14 protein-coding genes are annotated in these 17,152 nt (G+C 38.4%); 7 read left to right on the top strand and 7 right to left on the bottom strand.

All coding sequences use genetic code 11. The features are described 5' to 3' along the window. Positions 1-275 precede the first annotated feature (275 nt). Positions 276-857, bottom strand: coding sequence for an outer membrane beta-barrel protein (locus A6E03_RS10880; RefSeq protein ID WP_065593687.1), 582 nt, complete (start codon positions 855-857; stop codon positions 276-278). Positions 858-1,016: 159 nt separating this feature from the next. On the opposite strand from A6E03_RS10880, the gene A6E03_RS20080 reads away from it, so the two are divergent. Then, complete coding sequence (locus A6E03_RS20080) at positions 1,017-1,106, top strand: YnhF family membrane protein (RefSeq protein ID WP_141677001.1); 90 nt, start codon at positions 1,017-1,019, stop codon at positions 1,104-1,106. Between the two features lie 57 nt (positions 1,107-1,163). On the opposite strand, the gene A6E03_RS10885 is transcribed toward A6E03_RS20080, so the two are convergent. Continuing rightward, complete coding sequence (locus A6E03_RS10885) at positions 1,164-1,934, bottom strand: phosphoribosylglycinamide formyltransferase (protein ID WP_065593686.1); 771 nt, start codon at positions 1,932-1,934, stop codon at positions 1,164-1,166. A 358-nt stretch (positions 1,935-2,292) separates the two neighbouring features. Between A6E03_RS10885 and tyrS the strand changes: the two genes are divergently transcribed. Continuing rightward, positions 2,293-3,573, top strand: a complete 1,281-nt coding sequence (gene tyrS / locus A6E03_RS10890) for a tyrosine--tRNA ligase (protein ID WP_065593685.1) — start codon at positions 2,293-2,295, stop codon at positions 3,571-3,573. A 151-nt stretch (positions 3,574-3,724) separates the two neighbouring features. Here the strand turns inward: tyrS and A6E03_RS10895 are convergent, their stop codons facing one another. Then, positions 3,725-6,136, bottom strand: a complete 2,412-nt coding sequence (locus A6E03_RS10895) for a YgiQ family radical SAM protein (protein WP_065600852.1) — start codon at positions 6,134-6,136, stop codon at positions 3,725-3,727. Positions 6,137-6,479: 343 nt separating this feature from the next. After that, on the bottom strand, positions 6,480-7,847 hold the full coding sequence (gene dcuC / locus A6E03_RS10900; RefSeq protein ID WP_065593683.1) for an anaerobic C4-dicarboxylate transporter DcuC: 1,368 nt from the start codon (positions 7,845-7,847) through the stop codon (positions 6,480-6,482). 324 nt (positions 7,848-8,171) lie between these two features. Between dcuC and A6E03_RS10905 the strand changes: the two genes are divergently transcribed. Together A6E03_RS10905 and A6E03_RS10910 are read left to right on the top strand one after the other, a co-directional pair. Beyond that, a complete protein-coding gene (locus A6E03_RS10905; protein WP_065593682.1) occupies positions 8,172-8,879 on the top strand; it encodes a hypothetical protein in 708 nt (235 codons plus the stop codon). 68 nt (positions 8,880-8,947) lie between these two features. Further along, complete coding sequence (locus A6E03_RS10910) at positions 8,948-9,142, top strand: DUF4250 domain-containing protein (RefSeq protein WP_060991439.1); 195 nt, start codon at positions 8,948-8,950, stop codon at positions 9,140-9,142. Between the two features lie 36 nt (positions 9,143-9,178). Here the strand turns inward: A6E03_RS10910 and A6E03_RS10915 are convergent, their stop codons facing one another. Further along, positions 9,179-10,090 (bottom strand): LysR substrate-binding domain-containing protein, encoded by a 912-nt coding sequence (locus A6E03_RS10915; protein WP_065593681.1) that lies wholly within the window; start codon positions 10,088-10,090, stop codon positions 9,179-9,181. A gap of 221 nt (positions 10,091-10,311) precedes the next feature. On the opposite strand from A6E03_RS10915, the gene metE reads away from it, so the two are divergent. After that, positions 10,312-12,636, top strand: coding sequence for a 5-methyltetrahydropteroyltriglutamate--homocysteine S-methyltransferase (gene metE, locus A6E03_RS10920; RefSeq protein WP_065594238.1), 2,325 nt, complete (start codon positions 10,312-10,314; stop codon positions 12,634-12,636). A gap of 86 nt (positions 12,637-12,722) precedes the next feature. On the opposite strand, the gene A6E03_RS10925 is transcribed toward metE, so the two are convergent. After that, complete coding sequence (locus A6E03_RS10925) at positions 12,723-12,881, bottom strand: YqaE/Pmp3 family membrane protein (protein ID WP_065600853.1); 159 nt, start codon at positions 12,879-12,881, stop codon at positions 12,723-12,725. 352 nt (positions 12,882-13,233) lie between these two features. On the opposite strand from A6E03_RS10925, the gene A6E03_RS10930 reads away from it, so the two are divergent. Further along, positions 13,234-14,031, top strand: coding sequence for an alpha/beta fold hydrolase (locus A6E03_RS10930; RefSeq protein ID WP_065600854.1), 798 nt, complete (start codon positions 13,234-13,236; stop codon positions 14,029-14,031). Positions 14,032-14,100: 69 nt separating this feature from the next. Here the strand turns inward: A6E03_RS10930 and purU are convergent, their stop codons facing one another. Further along, the gene (gene purU, locus A6E03_RS10935) at positions 14,101-14,934 is read right to left on the bottom strand and encodes a formyltetrahydrofolate deformylase (RefSeq protein WP_065593678.1); all 834 of its coding nucleotides are present in this window, start codon (positions 14,932-14,934) and stop codon (positions 14,101-14,103) included. Positions 14,935-15,185: 251 nt separating this feature from the next. Here purU and A6E03_RS10940 point away from each other — a divergent pair, with 251 nt between their 5' ends. Continuing rightward, on the top strand, positions 15,186-17,147 hold the full coding sequence (locus A6E03_RS10940) for an ATP-dependent DNA helicase (protein ID WP_065593677.1): 1,962 nt from the start codon (positions 15,186-15,188) through the stop codon (positions 17,145-17,147). The last annotated feature ends 5 nt before the right edge of the window (positions 17,148-17,152 follow it).

A 17,152-nucleotide genomic window follows, 5' to 3' on the forward strand; every position in this document is an offset into this window, starting at 1 on the left:
TCAAACTAGAGGTATTAGCTAAGCATTACAGCCAGATTACCTATTTATAACTGTTAAGGCAATATTACAAAAAAGGTAGTTAAATGTAGCGTTGTTAGGGTTTTATTCTGTTTTTTTGTTTTAACTAGGGGGGAGGTATTGATAGGATTGGCTTATTAGGTGGATAGCTTTGTTGGAATAAGGTTAATTAAATGATTGTGTTTTTTATAAATAATTCCAATTGATGAGAAAATAAACACTTCAATTGGAATTATTTGAATATAAAAGAAGGGGAGTTAAAAGCTAAAGCGTAATCCAAGATTGGCTTGAACTTGATTTACCCAACTACTTTCATAGCGGATAACACAACGATTTTGCGTTGGATTCGACACACAAGAACTATCTATATCACTATCAACAGCGGTTCCTAGCCAACGAGCTTCAAACTGTAAGGCTAAGTTATCGGTAAAGTGATATTGAAGACCAGTAAAAGCACCTGCTGAAAAATTGATATTTTCATCACTCCAGTCTACGTCGGTATAGGTTGCACCAATACTTAGACCAAAGAAAGAACTAAGACGTGTCGTTAGTGGGTAATCTAGAGCACTTTGAAAGTGCAAATAATCAAAGCGAGACTTGTTACCCAATGTTTTCACTTCACTACTTTGAGTACTGTAAAATAAACCAATGCGACCAGCATCAAAATCTGTTTCTAGGGCAATAGATAATGCGCTGTTGTTTTTTATTTTAAAAGTATCTCCATTTTGGTCTTCAACTTCACCACCAGCGGCAATGCCTATAACTGGGGTTATATGAAATTGAGCAAGAGCTGGGAATGAGGCTGTTGCTATTAGGGCGAGTAGTGCTATCCGTTTCATCTGAACTCCTAATTTTTGTGGTGTTATTTTGTACTCACGTAAACATATTATGTAGACATTGTGATGTTAATACCAACTTGATAGGTTAGTTAACCTGATAACTTGAAGACACTTCAAATTACTGTTAAATTTTTGTTAATGATAAAACAAGGAGTCGTTATGGATAGTGATTTTAAGTTTGCGTTAATCACAACAATCGTTGTGTTTTCAGGACTGGCTTTTTTCGGAGTTTTAGTTCTAATGGCATGAAATCAGGATGATAGATATGAAAAGAGCAATCAAATTATTTTGATTGCTCTTTTTTGTTTAGGCTTGTGCTTTAGTGGGTAGATAACTTTCCCATGCATCTGAATATAGAGATTGAGATAAGCTTCTTAGCTTATTCATTCGTGCATTTTCAAACTGAGTTGATTCTCGATTATCAACTAAAGCTAAACGTTCAATACTTTGAATTTCTTCATAAAGTTTATGTTCAGCGCCATTTTTAACCATCGCGATGTCTTTCAAGTGCAGTTGTATTTCGGCAACTAACTTTGTTTTTGGTAATTCAACCAATAATTTAATATCTCGATAGCCTGATTTTGCTGGCTGAGCGAAACGGTTGGTAACGCTAAGTACCGTCGTTTCTCTATTTATAGATTCGTAAGCAGTAATTAAATCAGGAATAGAATCGGCAACAACGGTTGCTCTTGCTATATCTGTTAATTTATTTACTTGACCATTGAGTTCTTGCTCAATTTTCAATAATGCACGTTCTGAGCTTTTTACACCCGCAAATTGAGGTTGAGCATTTGAAATTAATGCGGTCTCTTTGCAGATATTTTCTAATTCTCTTTGAGCCTGGTGGGCTTTGGAGTTCAAAATGTCAAAATCATCATAAGGCTGGTGTGAGAAGTGGTTCCAACTTTGAATTGAAAGTAGGCCATTTAGACTATGAAGGACATGTTGGTGATCGATTTCTGATTGGTTTGCTTCTTGATAATCAGGTTCAATAAACTCAATTAATGAGGAAGCTTGTGCTTGAGGTCGTCCAAAAACAAGGACCATTAAGACGGCGGCACGGGCAAACTTTTTCATTCTTTTTCCTTAGCAAGATAGAAAGAAATAGCAACTAAGTAGACTGTATCTTAGCAACACCTACTACATAAATATGGGCACACTTAGCAGATTCAAGAGGTGAAAATTATCATTGTTTTGGTTTGAGTTAAGCATCACATAATTACAATTCTTGACGTTAAGTTAAGGTCAATTTTTGAACTTTTTCTCTTTGAAATTGAAAGCAATTGTAACAAGAAAAATTTTAATTAAATGAAGAGATGAAATAGATAATAGTTCACAGTGCCTTTTTACTCACAAAGCCTGTTATTTAGCGGGTAAATGTGTAAAATCGAATCTTCTTTTTTATACCGAAATTTAGAGTACAAGTAGGTTATCTATGACAGCAACAAATGAATTATTGCAGGATTTAAAAGCTCGTGGGCTTATTGCACAGTGCACAGCAGACGAAGAATTAGCTGAGCACCTTTCAACTGACTGTCGTACTCTCTATTGCGGTTTCGATCCGACAGCAGACAGCCTACACATTGGTAGCCTTGTACCTCTATTGGTACTTAAGCGTTTTCAACAAGCGGGTCACAAGCCATTAGCGCTTGTTGGTGGAGCAACGGGCCTGATTGGTGATCCAAGCTTTAAAGCCGCTGAGCGTCAATTAAATACATCTGATGTTGTTGGTGATTGGGTTAATAAAATCCGCACTCAAGTTTCTGCTTTTGTTGAGTTTACAGAAGAGAAAAATGGCGCAGAAGTTGTGAACAACTTAGATTGGATTGGTGAAATCAATGTCATCGAATTCATGCGTGATATCGGTAAACATTTCAGCGTAAATGCGATGATCCAAAAAGAATCAGTAAAACAGCGTATCGACCGTGAAGGTTCTGGTATTTCATTTACTGAATTCAGCTACATGCTACTTCAATCGTATGACTTTGCTGCGCTAAATAAAGCAAAAGAATGTACGCTTCAAATCGGTGGTTCTGATCAGTGGGGCAATATCACTGGCGGTATCGATCTGACTCGTCGTATGAATCGTAATAAAGTATTTGGCCTAACGTTACCGTTAGTAACTAAATCTGATGGTACTAAATTTGGTAAAACTGAATCAGGTACGATTTGGTTAGACCCAAGCAAAACATCTCCATACGCATTCTACCAATTCTGGTTGGGCACTGCGGATGCGGACGTATATGACTTCCTACGTTTCTTCACTTTCTTATCTGTTGATGAGATTGCTGCAATTGAAGAGAGCGATAAGAGTGTTCAAGGTCGTCCTGCTGGCCAAGGTATTCTTGCTAAAGAAGTGACTCGCTTAGTTCATGGTGAAGAGGGCTTAGCGTCTTCTGAGCGTATTACTGACGCATTGTTCTCTGGTGATTTAGCTTCTCTAACAGAAACTGACTTAGCACAATTAGCACAAGATGGTCTACCAACGACTGAGCTTGACGCTTCTGAGCAAACTATCGTAGAAGTACTTACTCAATCTGAATTAGCAAAATCAAACAAGATGGCGCGTGAATTTATTGGTAATGGTGCAGTTTCAGTGAATGGCGAAAAAATCGCTGATGCTGAAGTGATTCTGAAAAAAGAAGACGCATTATTTGGTAAATACAGTGTAATTAAACGTGGTAAAAAACTGTTTAACTTATACATCTGGAAATAATATTCGCTTCTGTTGATGAGGGATTTGTCTCTCATTAATGGGGTATAAATTATTTATTGTTCAGATAATAAAAAAGCGAACCTTACGGTTCGCTTTTTTTATGCTTGTTAATTTTTCTATTTAAGAAAACGTCTTTAATTAAGAAAAGTCATTAACGATGTTTTGGTTTATTACGTTTTGGTGCTGAACCGCTTGGTTTATTACCCGCCGGTTTATTTGCGCCAGGCTTTCCATTATTGCTTGGTTTGCCAGTACCGTTGCCACTTGGTTTATTATTCGAATAACCATTACGAACGCCATTCTTCTGTCCGCTTGATGCCGGTTTATCTGCCCCCGTATTTCCGGTAGGCTTTCCACCATTACCACTACGGCTTTGACCTTGAGAGTTAGGCTTTCCGTTGCGATTATTTTTATTTTGACCGTCACGGTTATTACTCGTGCGTGGATCTCCGTCAAACTGTGCTTGTGTGTGCTTAGTTGCAAAGCGTTTAGCACCGTGACGACCGGTTTGGCGGCGTTCAGCCGGTGTTTGTGCATCAATGTCATGCTCAGGTACTAAACAGTGTGGTTTATCACCAATAAGGTGTTTTTTGCCCATATCTGTTAGTGCTTCACGGATCATTTTCCAGTTTTTAGGATCGTGATAACGCAATAAGCCTTTATGCAAGCGACGTTGGCGATCACCTTTCGCAACGGTCACATCTTCACGCTTTTTATATTTCACGCGTTTCAGTGGGTTTGTTTCTGAGTAATACATTGAGGTTGCATTACACATTGGAGATGGGTAGAAGTTCTGAACCTGATCACACTCAAGGTTGTTCTTCTTCAGCCACATCGCTAAGTTCAGCATATCTTCATCTTCTGTGCCCGGATGAGCAGAGATAAAGTAAGGGATAAGGTATTGTTTTTTACCAGCTTCTTGGCTGTACTTTTCAAACATAGATTTGAAGCGATCGTACGTTCCCATACCCGGCTTCATCATTAAATCTAATGGGCTTTTTTCGGTATGCTCAGGTGCAATCTTCAAATAGCCGCCAACGTGGTGGGTGACTAACTCACGTACGTATTCTGGAGACTCAATTGCTAAATCGTAACGAACACCAGAAGCAATTAATACTTTCTTCACGCCTTTTACTTTGCGCGCTTCACGGTACAAATCAATCGTATGTACGTGATCGGTATTTAACTTGTCACAGATCTTAGGGAAGACACAAGAAGGTCGACGACAGGTTGCTTCCGCTTTAGGAATAGAACAGCCTAAGCGATACATGTTTGCTGTTGGGCCACCAAGATCTGAGATTGTGCCAGTAAAACCAGGAACTTTGTCACGAATTTCTTCTAATTCATTAAGAATTGATTTTTTAGAACGGTTTTGAATAATACGACCTTCGTGTTCTGTAATACTACAGAATGAACAACCACCAAAACAACCACGCATAATGTTGACTGATGTTTTAATCATTTCATACGCAGGGATTTTTGCTTTTCCATACATAGGGTGTGGTACGCGTGCGTAAGGCAGGTCAAACACAAAATCCATCTCTTCTGTTGTGAGAGGGATTGGTGCTTGATTTACCCATAGCTCACGATCACCGTGACGTTGAATTAATGCACGACCAGAATAAGGGTTGGTTTCTAAATGCATAATACGGCTAGCGTGAGCATAAAGAATACGGTCGCTATTTAGTTTTTCAAACGGTGGAATGCGAATTGCTGTTGTTTTTGAATCATGACGAGAAGCCGTTACTGTAATAACTTGCGGTTGTTCTTCTTTTGCTTCTGTTTTATTCGTTTCGCACTGTTCTTCTGTTGCGTATGGATTGATAGGCACAAAAGCAGCTTTACCTGGTTTCTCAATACGAGAAGAATCAATGATTTTAAAGCCTTCTGGTTCAGCGGGTAGATTTACCGCCGTACCACGAATATTGGTCATTGTTTTAACATCTTCGCCACTAGCAAGGCGATGAGCCACCTCAACTAAAGCACGTTCAGCATTACCAAACAGAAGAATATCACCTTTGGCATCAAACAATACTGAGCGACGAACTTTATCAGACCAGTAATCGTAATGAGCTAAACGGCGTAGACTTGCTTCAATGCCACCTAAAACAATAGGCGTATCTTTAAACGCTTCACGACAGCGTTGAGAATATACCAGTACTGCACGGTCAGGACGCTTACCACCCTCATTATTTGGGGTATAAGCATCATCATGACGAAGTTTTCTATCTGAGGTATAACGGTTGATCATTGAATCCATGTTACCCGCAGTGATACCAAAGAATAAATTTGGTTGACCAAGAGCCATGAACTCGTCTTTGTTGTCCCATTTTGGTTGAGCAATGATACCAACGCGGAAGCCTTGTGCTTCTAGCAAACGTCCGATGATCGCCATACCAAAACTTGGGTGATCCACGTACGCATCCCCAGTTACAATGATAATGTCGCAGCTATCCCAACCAAGTTGGTCCATTTCTTTACGAGAAGTAGGAAAGAAAGGGGCTGTTCCATAGCATTCTGCCCAGAATTTCGGGTATTCGTTTATTGGAGTTACGTTGTGCATTAGTTCACCTCAGAATTTGGAGGCCGAATTATACCGATTTGAGAGAAGATTAACCAGAAAAGAAAGGCCCTACTCTGAGTAGGATAAATAATGACTGTTTTAGGTTATAAAAATAGGCGATATAAATAAGCAATTGAGGTGGCAGAAAGGAAGAGTAAAAAAATTATGGTTGTTTGCTTAATCATTATAAAACTAGGCCTGTTTATTTAATATTTATTGATTCGATAAATATATATTTTTATTAACAAGATTAAGTGAGCAGATTGTAAATTCTTTGCAAGTAACTTGCCTATTTAAATAAAAACGCCAACGGTTTATGCCGTTGGCGTTTGCATACTAGTAATTAGGAATACATTGGAACTAATACCATCGTCCCCACAATTACTGTGATTAGGCCACAGATAACAGGAACAGACGTACGTTTAACAACTTCAAATGGACTGATTTTAGCCATACCAGATGTCGCAACGATAACACCAGATACTGGAGAAATTGTACGACCAAGGTTAGATGCTTGAAGCATTGGAATGATTAAGAATGCAGGGCTTAAACCCATTTTTTCAGCAAGTTGCGGAGCAAGCTCAACAAATGCATAGAAAGGCGCATTACCAGAACCTGTTGCAATCGCTGCGGCTACTGTTAGACCTGTAAGAAGAAGCATTAAGGCAACACCACCAGCCCCCGCTTTATCAGCTAGGTGTAAAAGGTTATCTATTGCACCAACAGACATTAGACCTTGTGCGAATACACCAGCAGCAACCAATAGCATGACTACGCCTTTAAACGCATCAGCCATACCTTCGTAGCACGATTCTAAATCTTCCAGTGTTGCTCTGCCGTCTAGTTTATTAGTAATAAAGTTAATTACCGCACCAATGAAGATTGAAGCAACAACGATAGTATAGATATCTAAAGATAAGCCGGGGATAGTTTCGCCATTAAAGACAAAAACGCCGACGATTGGTAAGAAAGGTAAAATCGCATAGTAAGAAGGTGCGTTAACTTCCATTGCTGAAATATCAACTTTTTCCATTGGCGTATTTTCTTTCTTATCTAGATATTTATTCCAGAAGAAAGCGGCAGCAGCCATAACAATGATTGCACAGATAGAAACAGGTAATACCGTTTCAACAGCAAAACTGTGTAGAGGCATACCCGATTTTTCAGCGGCAACAATAACGTCACCAGAAGTAGGCGAAAGAATGATGGCTGCTGGAGATGCACAAACGGCAACTGCTGCAGGACGAGAGATGCCCATCGCTGTCATCATTGGGAAAAGGGTAGCCATTAGCAGCACACCTAGGCCAGTAGCAGAGCTAACAGCAAGTGACATTAAACAAGCTACGATATAAGCCGCTACAAGTAAAACGTAAGGTGATTTAATAAATGCTAGTGGTTTAGAAAATTGTTTAACAACCACATTGTTTGCGCCAATGTGAGTCATGTAAGAAGCAAAACCACAAAGTAGCATGATTTGCATCCCTAAGCCGCCCCCACGATATTGCAGCATGTATTTCACGTATTCTAGTGCATCTGTTAATAAGTTACCTGTTGCAGAAACTTTTGCAGGTAAAACAGTGTGACCTAATAAGCCAGCAATAATAAGTAGTGCTAAACCAGCAGTTAGTAGTACACCAGCTGCCTTGTATCCTTTTACGATAAAGTAACCAACCAAAACGGTGATTACCAAACCAATCATTAACTCCAACATGGAATTTTCCCCTATAAGATTTCAAAATACAAAAATTGTGTAACTTACATACATATTCTTACACATTTCGTAATAGAAACTTACCTAATTTTTACCTGTAGCACATCTGTTACTTAACCTCATTATGATCTAAAACAAATAAAAATTAATTCTGTTAATAAGATGATAACCAGCTGTTGCTCTTGTTGCGGGAAAAGGATAATAGGTTGAAAGGTGTCATATGTTTTTTTGAGACACTGAGAGGTGTTGATTGCTTTTTAACCGCCACTAGACGAAGTGAAAATTGAGTTTATACTAGCGTAATTCTAATTAGGTGGCGTAGCTATGTTTTTTCAAACCTTACAATATATTCTTATCCCAGCGCTGTTAGGTGCTCAAATATTATTAACCATCATTTTACACAAAGGGGATATTTGCCCTGGGCAACGAGGACGCATTCATAAATGGCTGCCAGTATTAATCCTTGGGTGGTGTGTCATTGCTGGGATAGGTATGACTTATGCGTCTATCTTTGCCATTAATTTTATTCCTGCTATTGCGATGGCCGGTTTTTATTTTAGCGTTAAAACAGGTAAGACTCGTGATAAAGGGCCATTAATAGTGATGGCGCTGGCAAATGGTTTTGCTGCGGCAAGTTTTGTTAATTTGGCTCTAGGGTCAGGTTCATTTACGCAGTTGTTTTTTGCTATCACAGCCCCGTTTTTATTTGGATCTCTGCTGACTCACCTTCTTTTAACATTGGCACGAACTCGTTTACAAGCATTCCATAAACTATTGCCAATCAGTGGTGTAGTGAGTGGGATAGTTATGGCTGTTATTTTGTTATGCCAAACATTAAGTATTCATGAAATATTTTTAGATAAGATGGCGGTTAAACTCGGCATTGCACTTGGTCTGATGTTACTCAGTATTGGTTTGTGGAGTTTCCACTTATTCAAACAACAAGCGGTGAAGTGGCAAATGCTAGCCGTAGCAAGCGTAGTTATGGCTATTTCTGGTTATTATCAATTTCAGTTGTTTTTTGTGATGTAGGGCACGCATTGCTTTCAAAAACTGATCTAATCTAAGTATGTCTCTTACAGCAACATGGAGGGTGAAGATTGGATTTAAGTAATGCTCACGGACTAGAAAGTGGAATTCTACTCGGCATCATTAATGAAAAATTGCGATTGGAATGTCACAGCCTAGAAGAATTGTCCAGCGTGTATGAGCTTGATACACAAGGAGTTCAAGACAAGCTCAGTGGCTTGGGTTATCAATATGACCCATTAACGAATCAATTTAAGAATACGTAATTTTTAACCAATATTTAAATAGTTACATACCTCGATTTAAGTCATTTTAATACCATCTAAATGACTCTGGCTCTGCTGTTTCGCAGTAGAGAAAAATGCTTGTAAATATTTTTTATCATGTTCGCTGTCTCTAACGGCAGCGAACAATCTTCGCCACAACCCTTTCCCTAATGGTTTACTCTCAATTAACCCTTGTCTTGAAAATTCACTGATTGCCCAATTAGGTAGTGCTGCCACACCTAAACCAGCCGACACCATTTGTATCAACATTAATGTATTTTCTGCTTGTTTCCACTTAGCAGGTTCAATGTTATTGGGTGATAGAAAGTGTTTTACGATATCTAATCGCTGTTTTTGTACGGGATAGGTTAGCATGGTTTGATCGCGCAAATCTTTTGGTTCAATATATTCTTTACCTGCAAGAGGATGGTTAGTCGCCATGACCAATCTCATTTCAAAATCAAATAATGGTTCATAATGTACCTCTCCACGAGGTTGAATATCTGATGTGATAACCAGGTCTAAATCACCATTGACCAAAGCAGGTAAAGGCTCAAAACCAAAACCAGATGAAAAATCCAATTCAACTTCTGGCCAACTCACTTGATACTCTTTAATTGCAGGCATTAGCCACTGAAAACATGAGTGACATTCAATCGCCATATGTAGCCTGCCGTGTAAATCTTCTTTCAAACTTGCAATGTCATATTCTGCTCGAGTCATTTTCGGTAAAACATCATCAGCCAGTTTTAATAAGATCTCACCTTCAGAGGTGAATTTTACTGGACGAGTTTTACGTAAAAAAACATGACTACCAAGACGGGTTTCAAAATCTTTTAACTGATGAGAGAGGGCTGATTGAGTAAGATGAAGCGCATTCGCTGTTGCTGTTAATGAGCCTGTATCACGCAGTGTGACTAAGGTTTTTAGGTGTTTTAATTCAATCATTATTATTCCTCAAGTTCCGTTTGAGTAAGTTTAATTACCTTCACAGTAAAGAGATTAAACCATAAAGTAAACATCTAGACGGCTAAATAATGTTAATTATTTTGATTGTAAATCTAACCGTATTGAAAAAAATTCATAATCAAAGTGAATATTTATCCGTTGTAGGACAAAAGAAAACGCGTCATTGTTTAGCCATCCAAACGTCTAAGGGAATTAGTGCAATGACAACAGAATTGAATAAAAAAACAGTAACTCACATTTTAGGTTACCCACGAGTAGGTGCTCAACGAGAGTTGAAATTTGCACAAGAAAAATACTGGCGTGGCGAGATTGAACAAAAAGAATTATTGGCAGTAGGCGGTGAGCTTCGTCAACGTCACTGGAAAGACCAATCTGCATCAGGGTTAGATTTTGTTACTGCGGGTGATTTCGCTTGGTACGATCATGTATTAACAACAAGCCTTCTTTTGGGCCATATACCTGCTCGTCATAATAAAGGCTTTCCTGATTTAGATACTTTATTTAGAGTTGGCCGTGGTCAATCACAAAACAGTTGTGGTTGTGGTGAAGCGGCATCAGATATGACGAAGTGGTTTAATACCAATTATCACTATATCGTTCCTGAATTTTCTAAAGACGATAAATTTACGGTCAGTTGGTCACAGTTGTTTGATGAAATTGCAGAAGCACAAAAGCAAGGTCACACTGTTAAACCAGTACTTCTTGGTCCATTAAGTTATTTGTGGTTGGGTAAGGAAGTGAATGATGATGAAGTGGAGCAAGGGTTTGATCGTTTAGCGTTACTTCCTCGCTTATTAACTGCTTATCAGGCTATTTTCTCAAAACTCTCAGCATTAGGAGTGGAGTGGGTACAAATTGATGAACCAATACTCGCGCTTGAATTACCAAAAGCATGGGCAGATTCATTCAAACTTGCTTACCAAGTGATTCAAAGTGATGTGAAATTACTATTAACGACGTATTTTGATGGCGTAGAGCATCATTTAGATAAGATCATTGAGTTAGCGGTAAATGGTTTACACATTGATATCTCTGCTGATCCTAAACAACTAGAAACAGTCGTGAATGCATTGCCAAAAGAATGGGTGCTGTCTGTTGGTGCAGTAAATGGTCGTAACGTCTGGCGTGCAGATTTAGAGCGTTTGCATGAAAAATTACAGCCAGTGAAAGCAAAACTAGGTGACAAATTATGGATTGCAAGTTCATGTTCGTTATTGCATAGCCCTGTAGATTTAGAGCAAGAAACGGAATTATCACAAGAAACAACTCAATGGTTTGCCTTTGCAAAACAAAAGCTAAAAGAAGTGACTTTGTTGGGGGACGCTCTAGATGGTAATCAAAACGCAATCTTAGCCTGTCATCAATACAGTCAACCACTGCGTGAGCGTGAGACGGCAGAGCACATTAATAAGCCAACGGTACAGCAACGTTTAGAGGCGATCACTCCGGCATTAGCAGAGCGAGCAGAAGGGTATTCAATTCGTGCGCAGCACCAAGCTGAAAAATTAGGTTTACCATTACTGCCAACAACAACGATTGGTTCATTCCCGCAAACGACTGATATTCGTCAGCAACGTAGTGCGTATCGTGCAGGTAAATTGAACGAACAAGATTATGTTGCAGCAATGAAAGGTCATATTGCCGATGCTGTTGAGCGTCAAGAGCGTTTAGATTTGGATGTGTTGGTGCATGGTGAAGCAGAGCGTAATGACATGGTTGAATACTTTGCGGAGAATCTAAATGGCTTCCAAGCAACACGATTTGGTTGGGTTCAAAGCTATGGCTCTCGCTGTGTTAAGCCGGCTATCGTGGTGGCAGATATTGAGCGTGAAGCTCCAATTACAGTCAATTGGACTCAATATGCACAGTCTCTAACAACCAAACAAATGAAAGGCATGCTAACAGGCCCTGTAACTATTCTTGGTTGGACGTTCCCACGTGAAGACATTACTCGTAAAGAAATTGCACAACAATTAGCATTGGTATTGCGTGATGAGGTCTCTGATCTGCAGCAAGCAGGCATTAATATTATTCAAATTGATGAGCCAGCGATTCGCGAAGGATTGCCGATTAAAAAGAGCGATCAGAAAGCGTATTTAGAGTGGGCAGTAGAAGCGTTTAAGATCTCAGCGGCAAGTGCGAAATCAGAAACTCAAATTCATACTCACATGTGTTACAGCGAGTTTAATGAGATTATAGAATCAGTAGCGGCGCTTGATGCAGATGTCATTACTATTGAAACCTCTCGTTCAAATATGGAATTGCTTAAAGCGTTTGAAGATTTCAATTATCCAAACGAAATTGGTCCTGGTGTTTATGACATTCACTCACCAAATATTCCAAGTGAAGAGTGGATTATTGATTTAATTGAAACCGCAGCAGCAAAAGTGCCAGTTGAGCGTTTATGGGTGAACCCAGATTGTGGCTTGAAAACACGTAATTGGAAAGAAACGGAAGCCGCATTAGAAAACATGGTAAAGGCAGCGAAAGCATTACGTAAAAAATTACAGGTAAATGCCGCTTAAGTTGATCTTGTATTAGTGTTCATTCACGCTAAACGAATAAAGCGAAACCTTTTCATTTAAGGGTTTCGCTTTTTTATTTATTAGAATTAACGAGTTGTGATCCAAAGTGCATGGATCATGCCTGGGAACCAGAAGAGAATAGTAAGAACGATATTTATTAAGAAATCTTTCCCTGCACCTTTTGCGAAAAAAACACCAATAGGGGGGAGTAAAACACAAAGAATAATGAGAACGAGTTTGTTCATAAGTGGGTCCTTTTACTTGTTAATAAAATGTAGATATTTATCTATTATGAATCGGAATATTTATATATCAACAAGCTATTTGTTTTTTGACAAAAAGTATCTTAAATCAGACGATATAAAAAATAGAGACTGCGTTTGATCGCAAATTTATATTAATCATGTCTAGTTTAGAAATGAACGTGGGTTTTATGGTGTAGAGTAATTACTCTTACTATCATCTATTCAATCAATGATTTAGTCACATTTTGTTACTGCATGTCAGGTTTCTGTCCGACTACTTCTTTGTGAGTATTCATTGGTGATGTAGGATGGTATAGTCTGAATCAATGTCTTTTCTAATTAAGTAGAGTGAATGTCTAATTCTTTGTTATTTCATAGAACCTATGAACATGAATCAAGCGCCAAATGGGTTGTGTTTGTTCATGGTGCAGGGGGAAGTTCAACAACCTGGTTTAAACAGATCGCCGCTTTTAGAAAGAACTTTAACGTCTTACTTATTGATTTACGTGGGCATGGTCGTTCAAACCATTTCTCTCAGATTAAAGAGTTCATTAATAAGCAATACTCTTTTAAAGTCGTAAGCCAAGATATTATTGATGTACTTGATCACTTAAATATCAAATCAGCCCACTTCGTTGGAATGTCACTTGGTACGATCATCATTCGCAACTTAGCTGAATTGGCTCAAGATAGAGTAAGCTCTATGGTCTTGGCTGGCGCGATTACTCGTTTTAATTTTCGTTCTCAGTTTTTAATTAAAATGGGTGACATGACGAAAAACATCATGCCTTACATGTGGCTGTATAAATTGTTTTCTTATGTCGTAATGCCACAAAAAAGTCAGAAAGAATCACGTCATATTTTCACAAGAGAAGCAAAAAAATTATGCCAGAAAGAGTTTAAACGTTGGTTTAAATTGGCGGCTGATGTGAACCCATTGATGCGATATTTTAAAGATAAAGAATTAGCGATCCCAACATTGTATGTGATGGGAGCAAATGACTATTTATTTATGAAGCCAGTAGAAGAAATGGTCGCAGTACATAAATACAGTCAATTGTTACAGATCCCAGAATGCGGGCATGTGTGTAATATTGATAGGCCAAAAGAGTTTAATAAATACGCGATTGATTTTATTTCGGCTCAATAGAATAATCAGAATTGAATATAAAAACGGCGATCATCATGATCGCCGTTTTTGTTTCTTTTTTCTGTAAAATTAAAGGATCACGGTTTTGTTACCATAGACAAAAACATGGTCATTTAATACTTTCGTTAATGCTTTACTTAGTACCGATTTCTCTACATCACGACCAGCCATTGCCATGTCTTCAGCGCTGAAGTTATGATCAATAGGGATAACATCTTGTTTTATGATCGGACCTTCGTCTAAATTATTGGTTACAAAGTGCGCAGTTGCGCCTATGATCTTTACACCGCGATCATAGGCTTGCTGATAAGGTTTTGCTCCAATGAATGCAGGCAAGAAGCTGTGGTGGATGTTGATGATTCTTTTTGGAAATTGCTCGACAAATTCAGGCGTCAGTACTCTCATATATTTTGCTAATACAATATATTCCGGTTCATATGAATGAATAATGTTAAGCATCTTGTCTTCATGTTCACCACGCGATAAGCCTTGGTGACAAACATGATGAAATGGAATATCGAACTTTTCTATTAATCCACCTAGTGTGTCATGGTTACCAATGACTGCTGCAATCTCAATATTCATCGCACCTGAGTAGGCTTTAATTAGAATATCACCAATACAGTGCGCTTCTTTAGTGACGAGAATAACGACTTTCTTTTTTGGTTCTAATACTAATTTTCGTTGGCTGCCTTCTGGCAACGCTTGGTCTATATCAAGTAAGAATGTTTCGTCATTAAAGATCCCTTCAAGTTCAGTTCTCATGAAAAACTGGCCAGTCACGTTATCAACGTATTCATTATTATGAATAATATTCAGTTGATGTTTGTAACAAATGTTCGTTATTTTGGCGATTAGCCCACGAGAATCAGGGCAATCCGTTAGTAATATTTTCTTTTCCATTTTATCTCTCGTGTTTACAAAGTATGTTAAAAAATGTGGTCTACTTATGGTTGTACCGAGAAAAGAAGAGTACGTAAAGTATTTTTCGTGCTGTAAAATCAAAAATATAAATAACTTAGCGTTTGAATTTAAAGCTTAAGTTTAATTCGGCGGCATAATAAAAATTTAGGAAGAAACTTAACGTTTAGTTTCTTCTTAAATCTTGGCATAATCCCATCTTATTTTAATAATTACGATGAATGTAGGTTGATATGATTGCCAAGATTTTTTCTTCTTCAGGCGCGTTAGGTAAAGCTATTCCTGGTTTCCAACCTCGTCAACCTCAACTCGATATGGCTCATGCAGTTCATGACGCGATTAAAAACAGCACTCAACTTGTTGTTGAGGCAGGTACGGGTACAGGTAAAACTTTTGCTTATCTTGTTCCAGCCCTGATTAGTGGTAAAAAAACCATTATTAGTACTGGTTCAAAAAACTTACAAGAGCAGCTTTTTCATCGTGATTTACCTTTAATGACATCCTCGCTTGGTTTTTATGGGCAAGTTGCTTTGTTAAAAGGGCGTTCCAATTACCTTTGTCCTGAGCGTTTAAATCAACAACTAATTGAAAGCCATACTCCTCAGGCTAACCCAGAATTATTGACGCAATTAGTTAAGGTTCGTTCTTGGTCATCAGAAACTAAAACGGGTGATCTTGGTGACTGCACAGCGATCGCGGAAGACAGTCCAATTATTCCTTCAATAACGTCTACTAATGACAATTGTTTAGGTAAAGATTGCCCAAGTTTTGATGAATGTTTTGTGGTTAAAGCGCGTAAAAAAGCGATGGATGCAGATATCGTAGTTGTTAACCACCATCTATTTCTGGCTGATTTAGCGATTAAAGAAACGGGCTTTGGTGAGTTAATTCCTGAGGCTGATATTTTCATTTTCGATGAAGCACATCAATTGCCTGATATTGCGAGCCAATATTTTGGTCAGAACCTTTCTAGTCGTCAATTGACGGAGTTAGCCAAAGATATTGAAATTGGTTATCGCACGGAAGCTAAAGATATGCGTCAACTACAAAAAGTAGCGGAACGTTTGGCTGGTGCCGCGATGGATCTTCGCATTATTTTAGGTGATACCAGTTTTCGTGGTAATTGGCGTGAAGCAATTAAATCACAAGCAGTTCAACGTGAAATCGTACGAATTAATGATGCGTTTGAATTAGCTCATGATGTATTGAAGTTAGCATTAGGTCGCAGCCAGTTATTAGACGCTGCTTTTGACCGTTGTGCATTATTAAAAAATCGTTTAGAACGAGTATGTGATACGACAATTAGTGGCTACTCATATTGGTATGAATGTACTCCTCGTCATTTTAGTTTGAACATTACGCCATTATCAGTGGCTGATAAATTTAAAGAACATTTGGCTGATAAAAAGGGCGCTTGGATATTTACGTCAGCGACCTTAGCTGTAAATGATGATTTTTCACATTTTACCCAACGTTTAGGGTTATCTCCTAAGAAACAGTTTACGTTACCCAGTCCATTTGATTATCAAACTCAAGCGTTATTGTGTGTGCCTAGATTTTTGCCTGAACCAAACAGTTACGGAATTGCAGATAAGCTCGTTGAATTACTACAACCTGTAATTAAACAGAATAATGGGCGTTGTTTTTTCTTGTGTACGTCACATCAAATGATGCGTGATTTGGCAGAGAAATTTAGAGAAACACTTGATTTACCTATTTTGGTACAAGGAGAAACCACAAAACAACAATTGTTGTCTGAGTTTATGGAATTAGGTAATGCATTATTAGTTGCAACCGGCGCTTTTTGGGAAGGTATCGATGTTAGAGGTGATACGCTAAGCTGTGTTATCATTGATAAACTTCCTTTTACCGCACCTGATGATCCGCTGTTAAAGGCGCGTATAGAAGATTGCCAGCTGAATGGTGGTGATGCTTTTTCACAAGTGCAAATTCCGGATGCTGTGATTACCTTAAAACAAGGTGTCGGTCGACTTATCCGAGATACAAAAGATAAAGGGGTATTGGTGATTTGTGATAATCGTTTGGTAACAAGACCTTATGGTTCGATATTTTTACAAAGTTTACCACCAATACCACGAACACGAGATTTACGTAATGTGTCTGAATTTTTAGCGAAAACCAATCAGACCAATGAAAATGAATCAGAAAAACAAGAAGCAATTTTAGAAGATTGAGGCAT

The sequence above is a fragment of the Aliivibrio sp. 1S128 genome, from assembly GCF_001691065.1.
Lineage (GTDB): Bacteria > Pseudomonadota > Gammaproteobacteria > Enterobacterales > Vibrionaceae > Aliivibrio.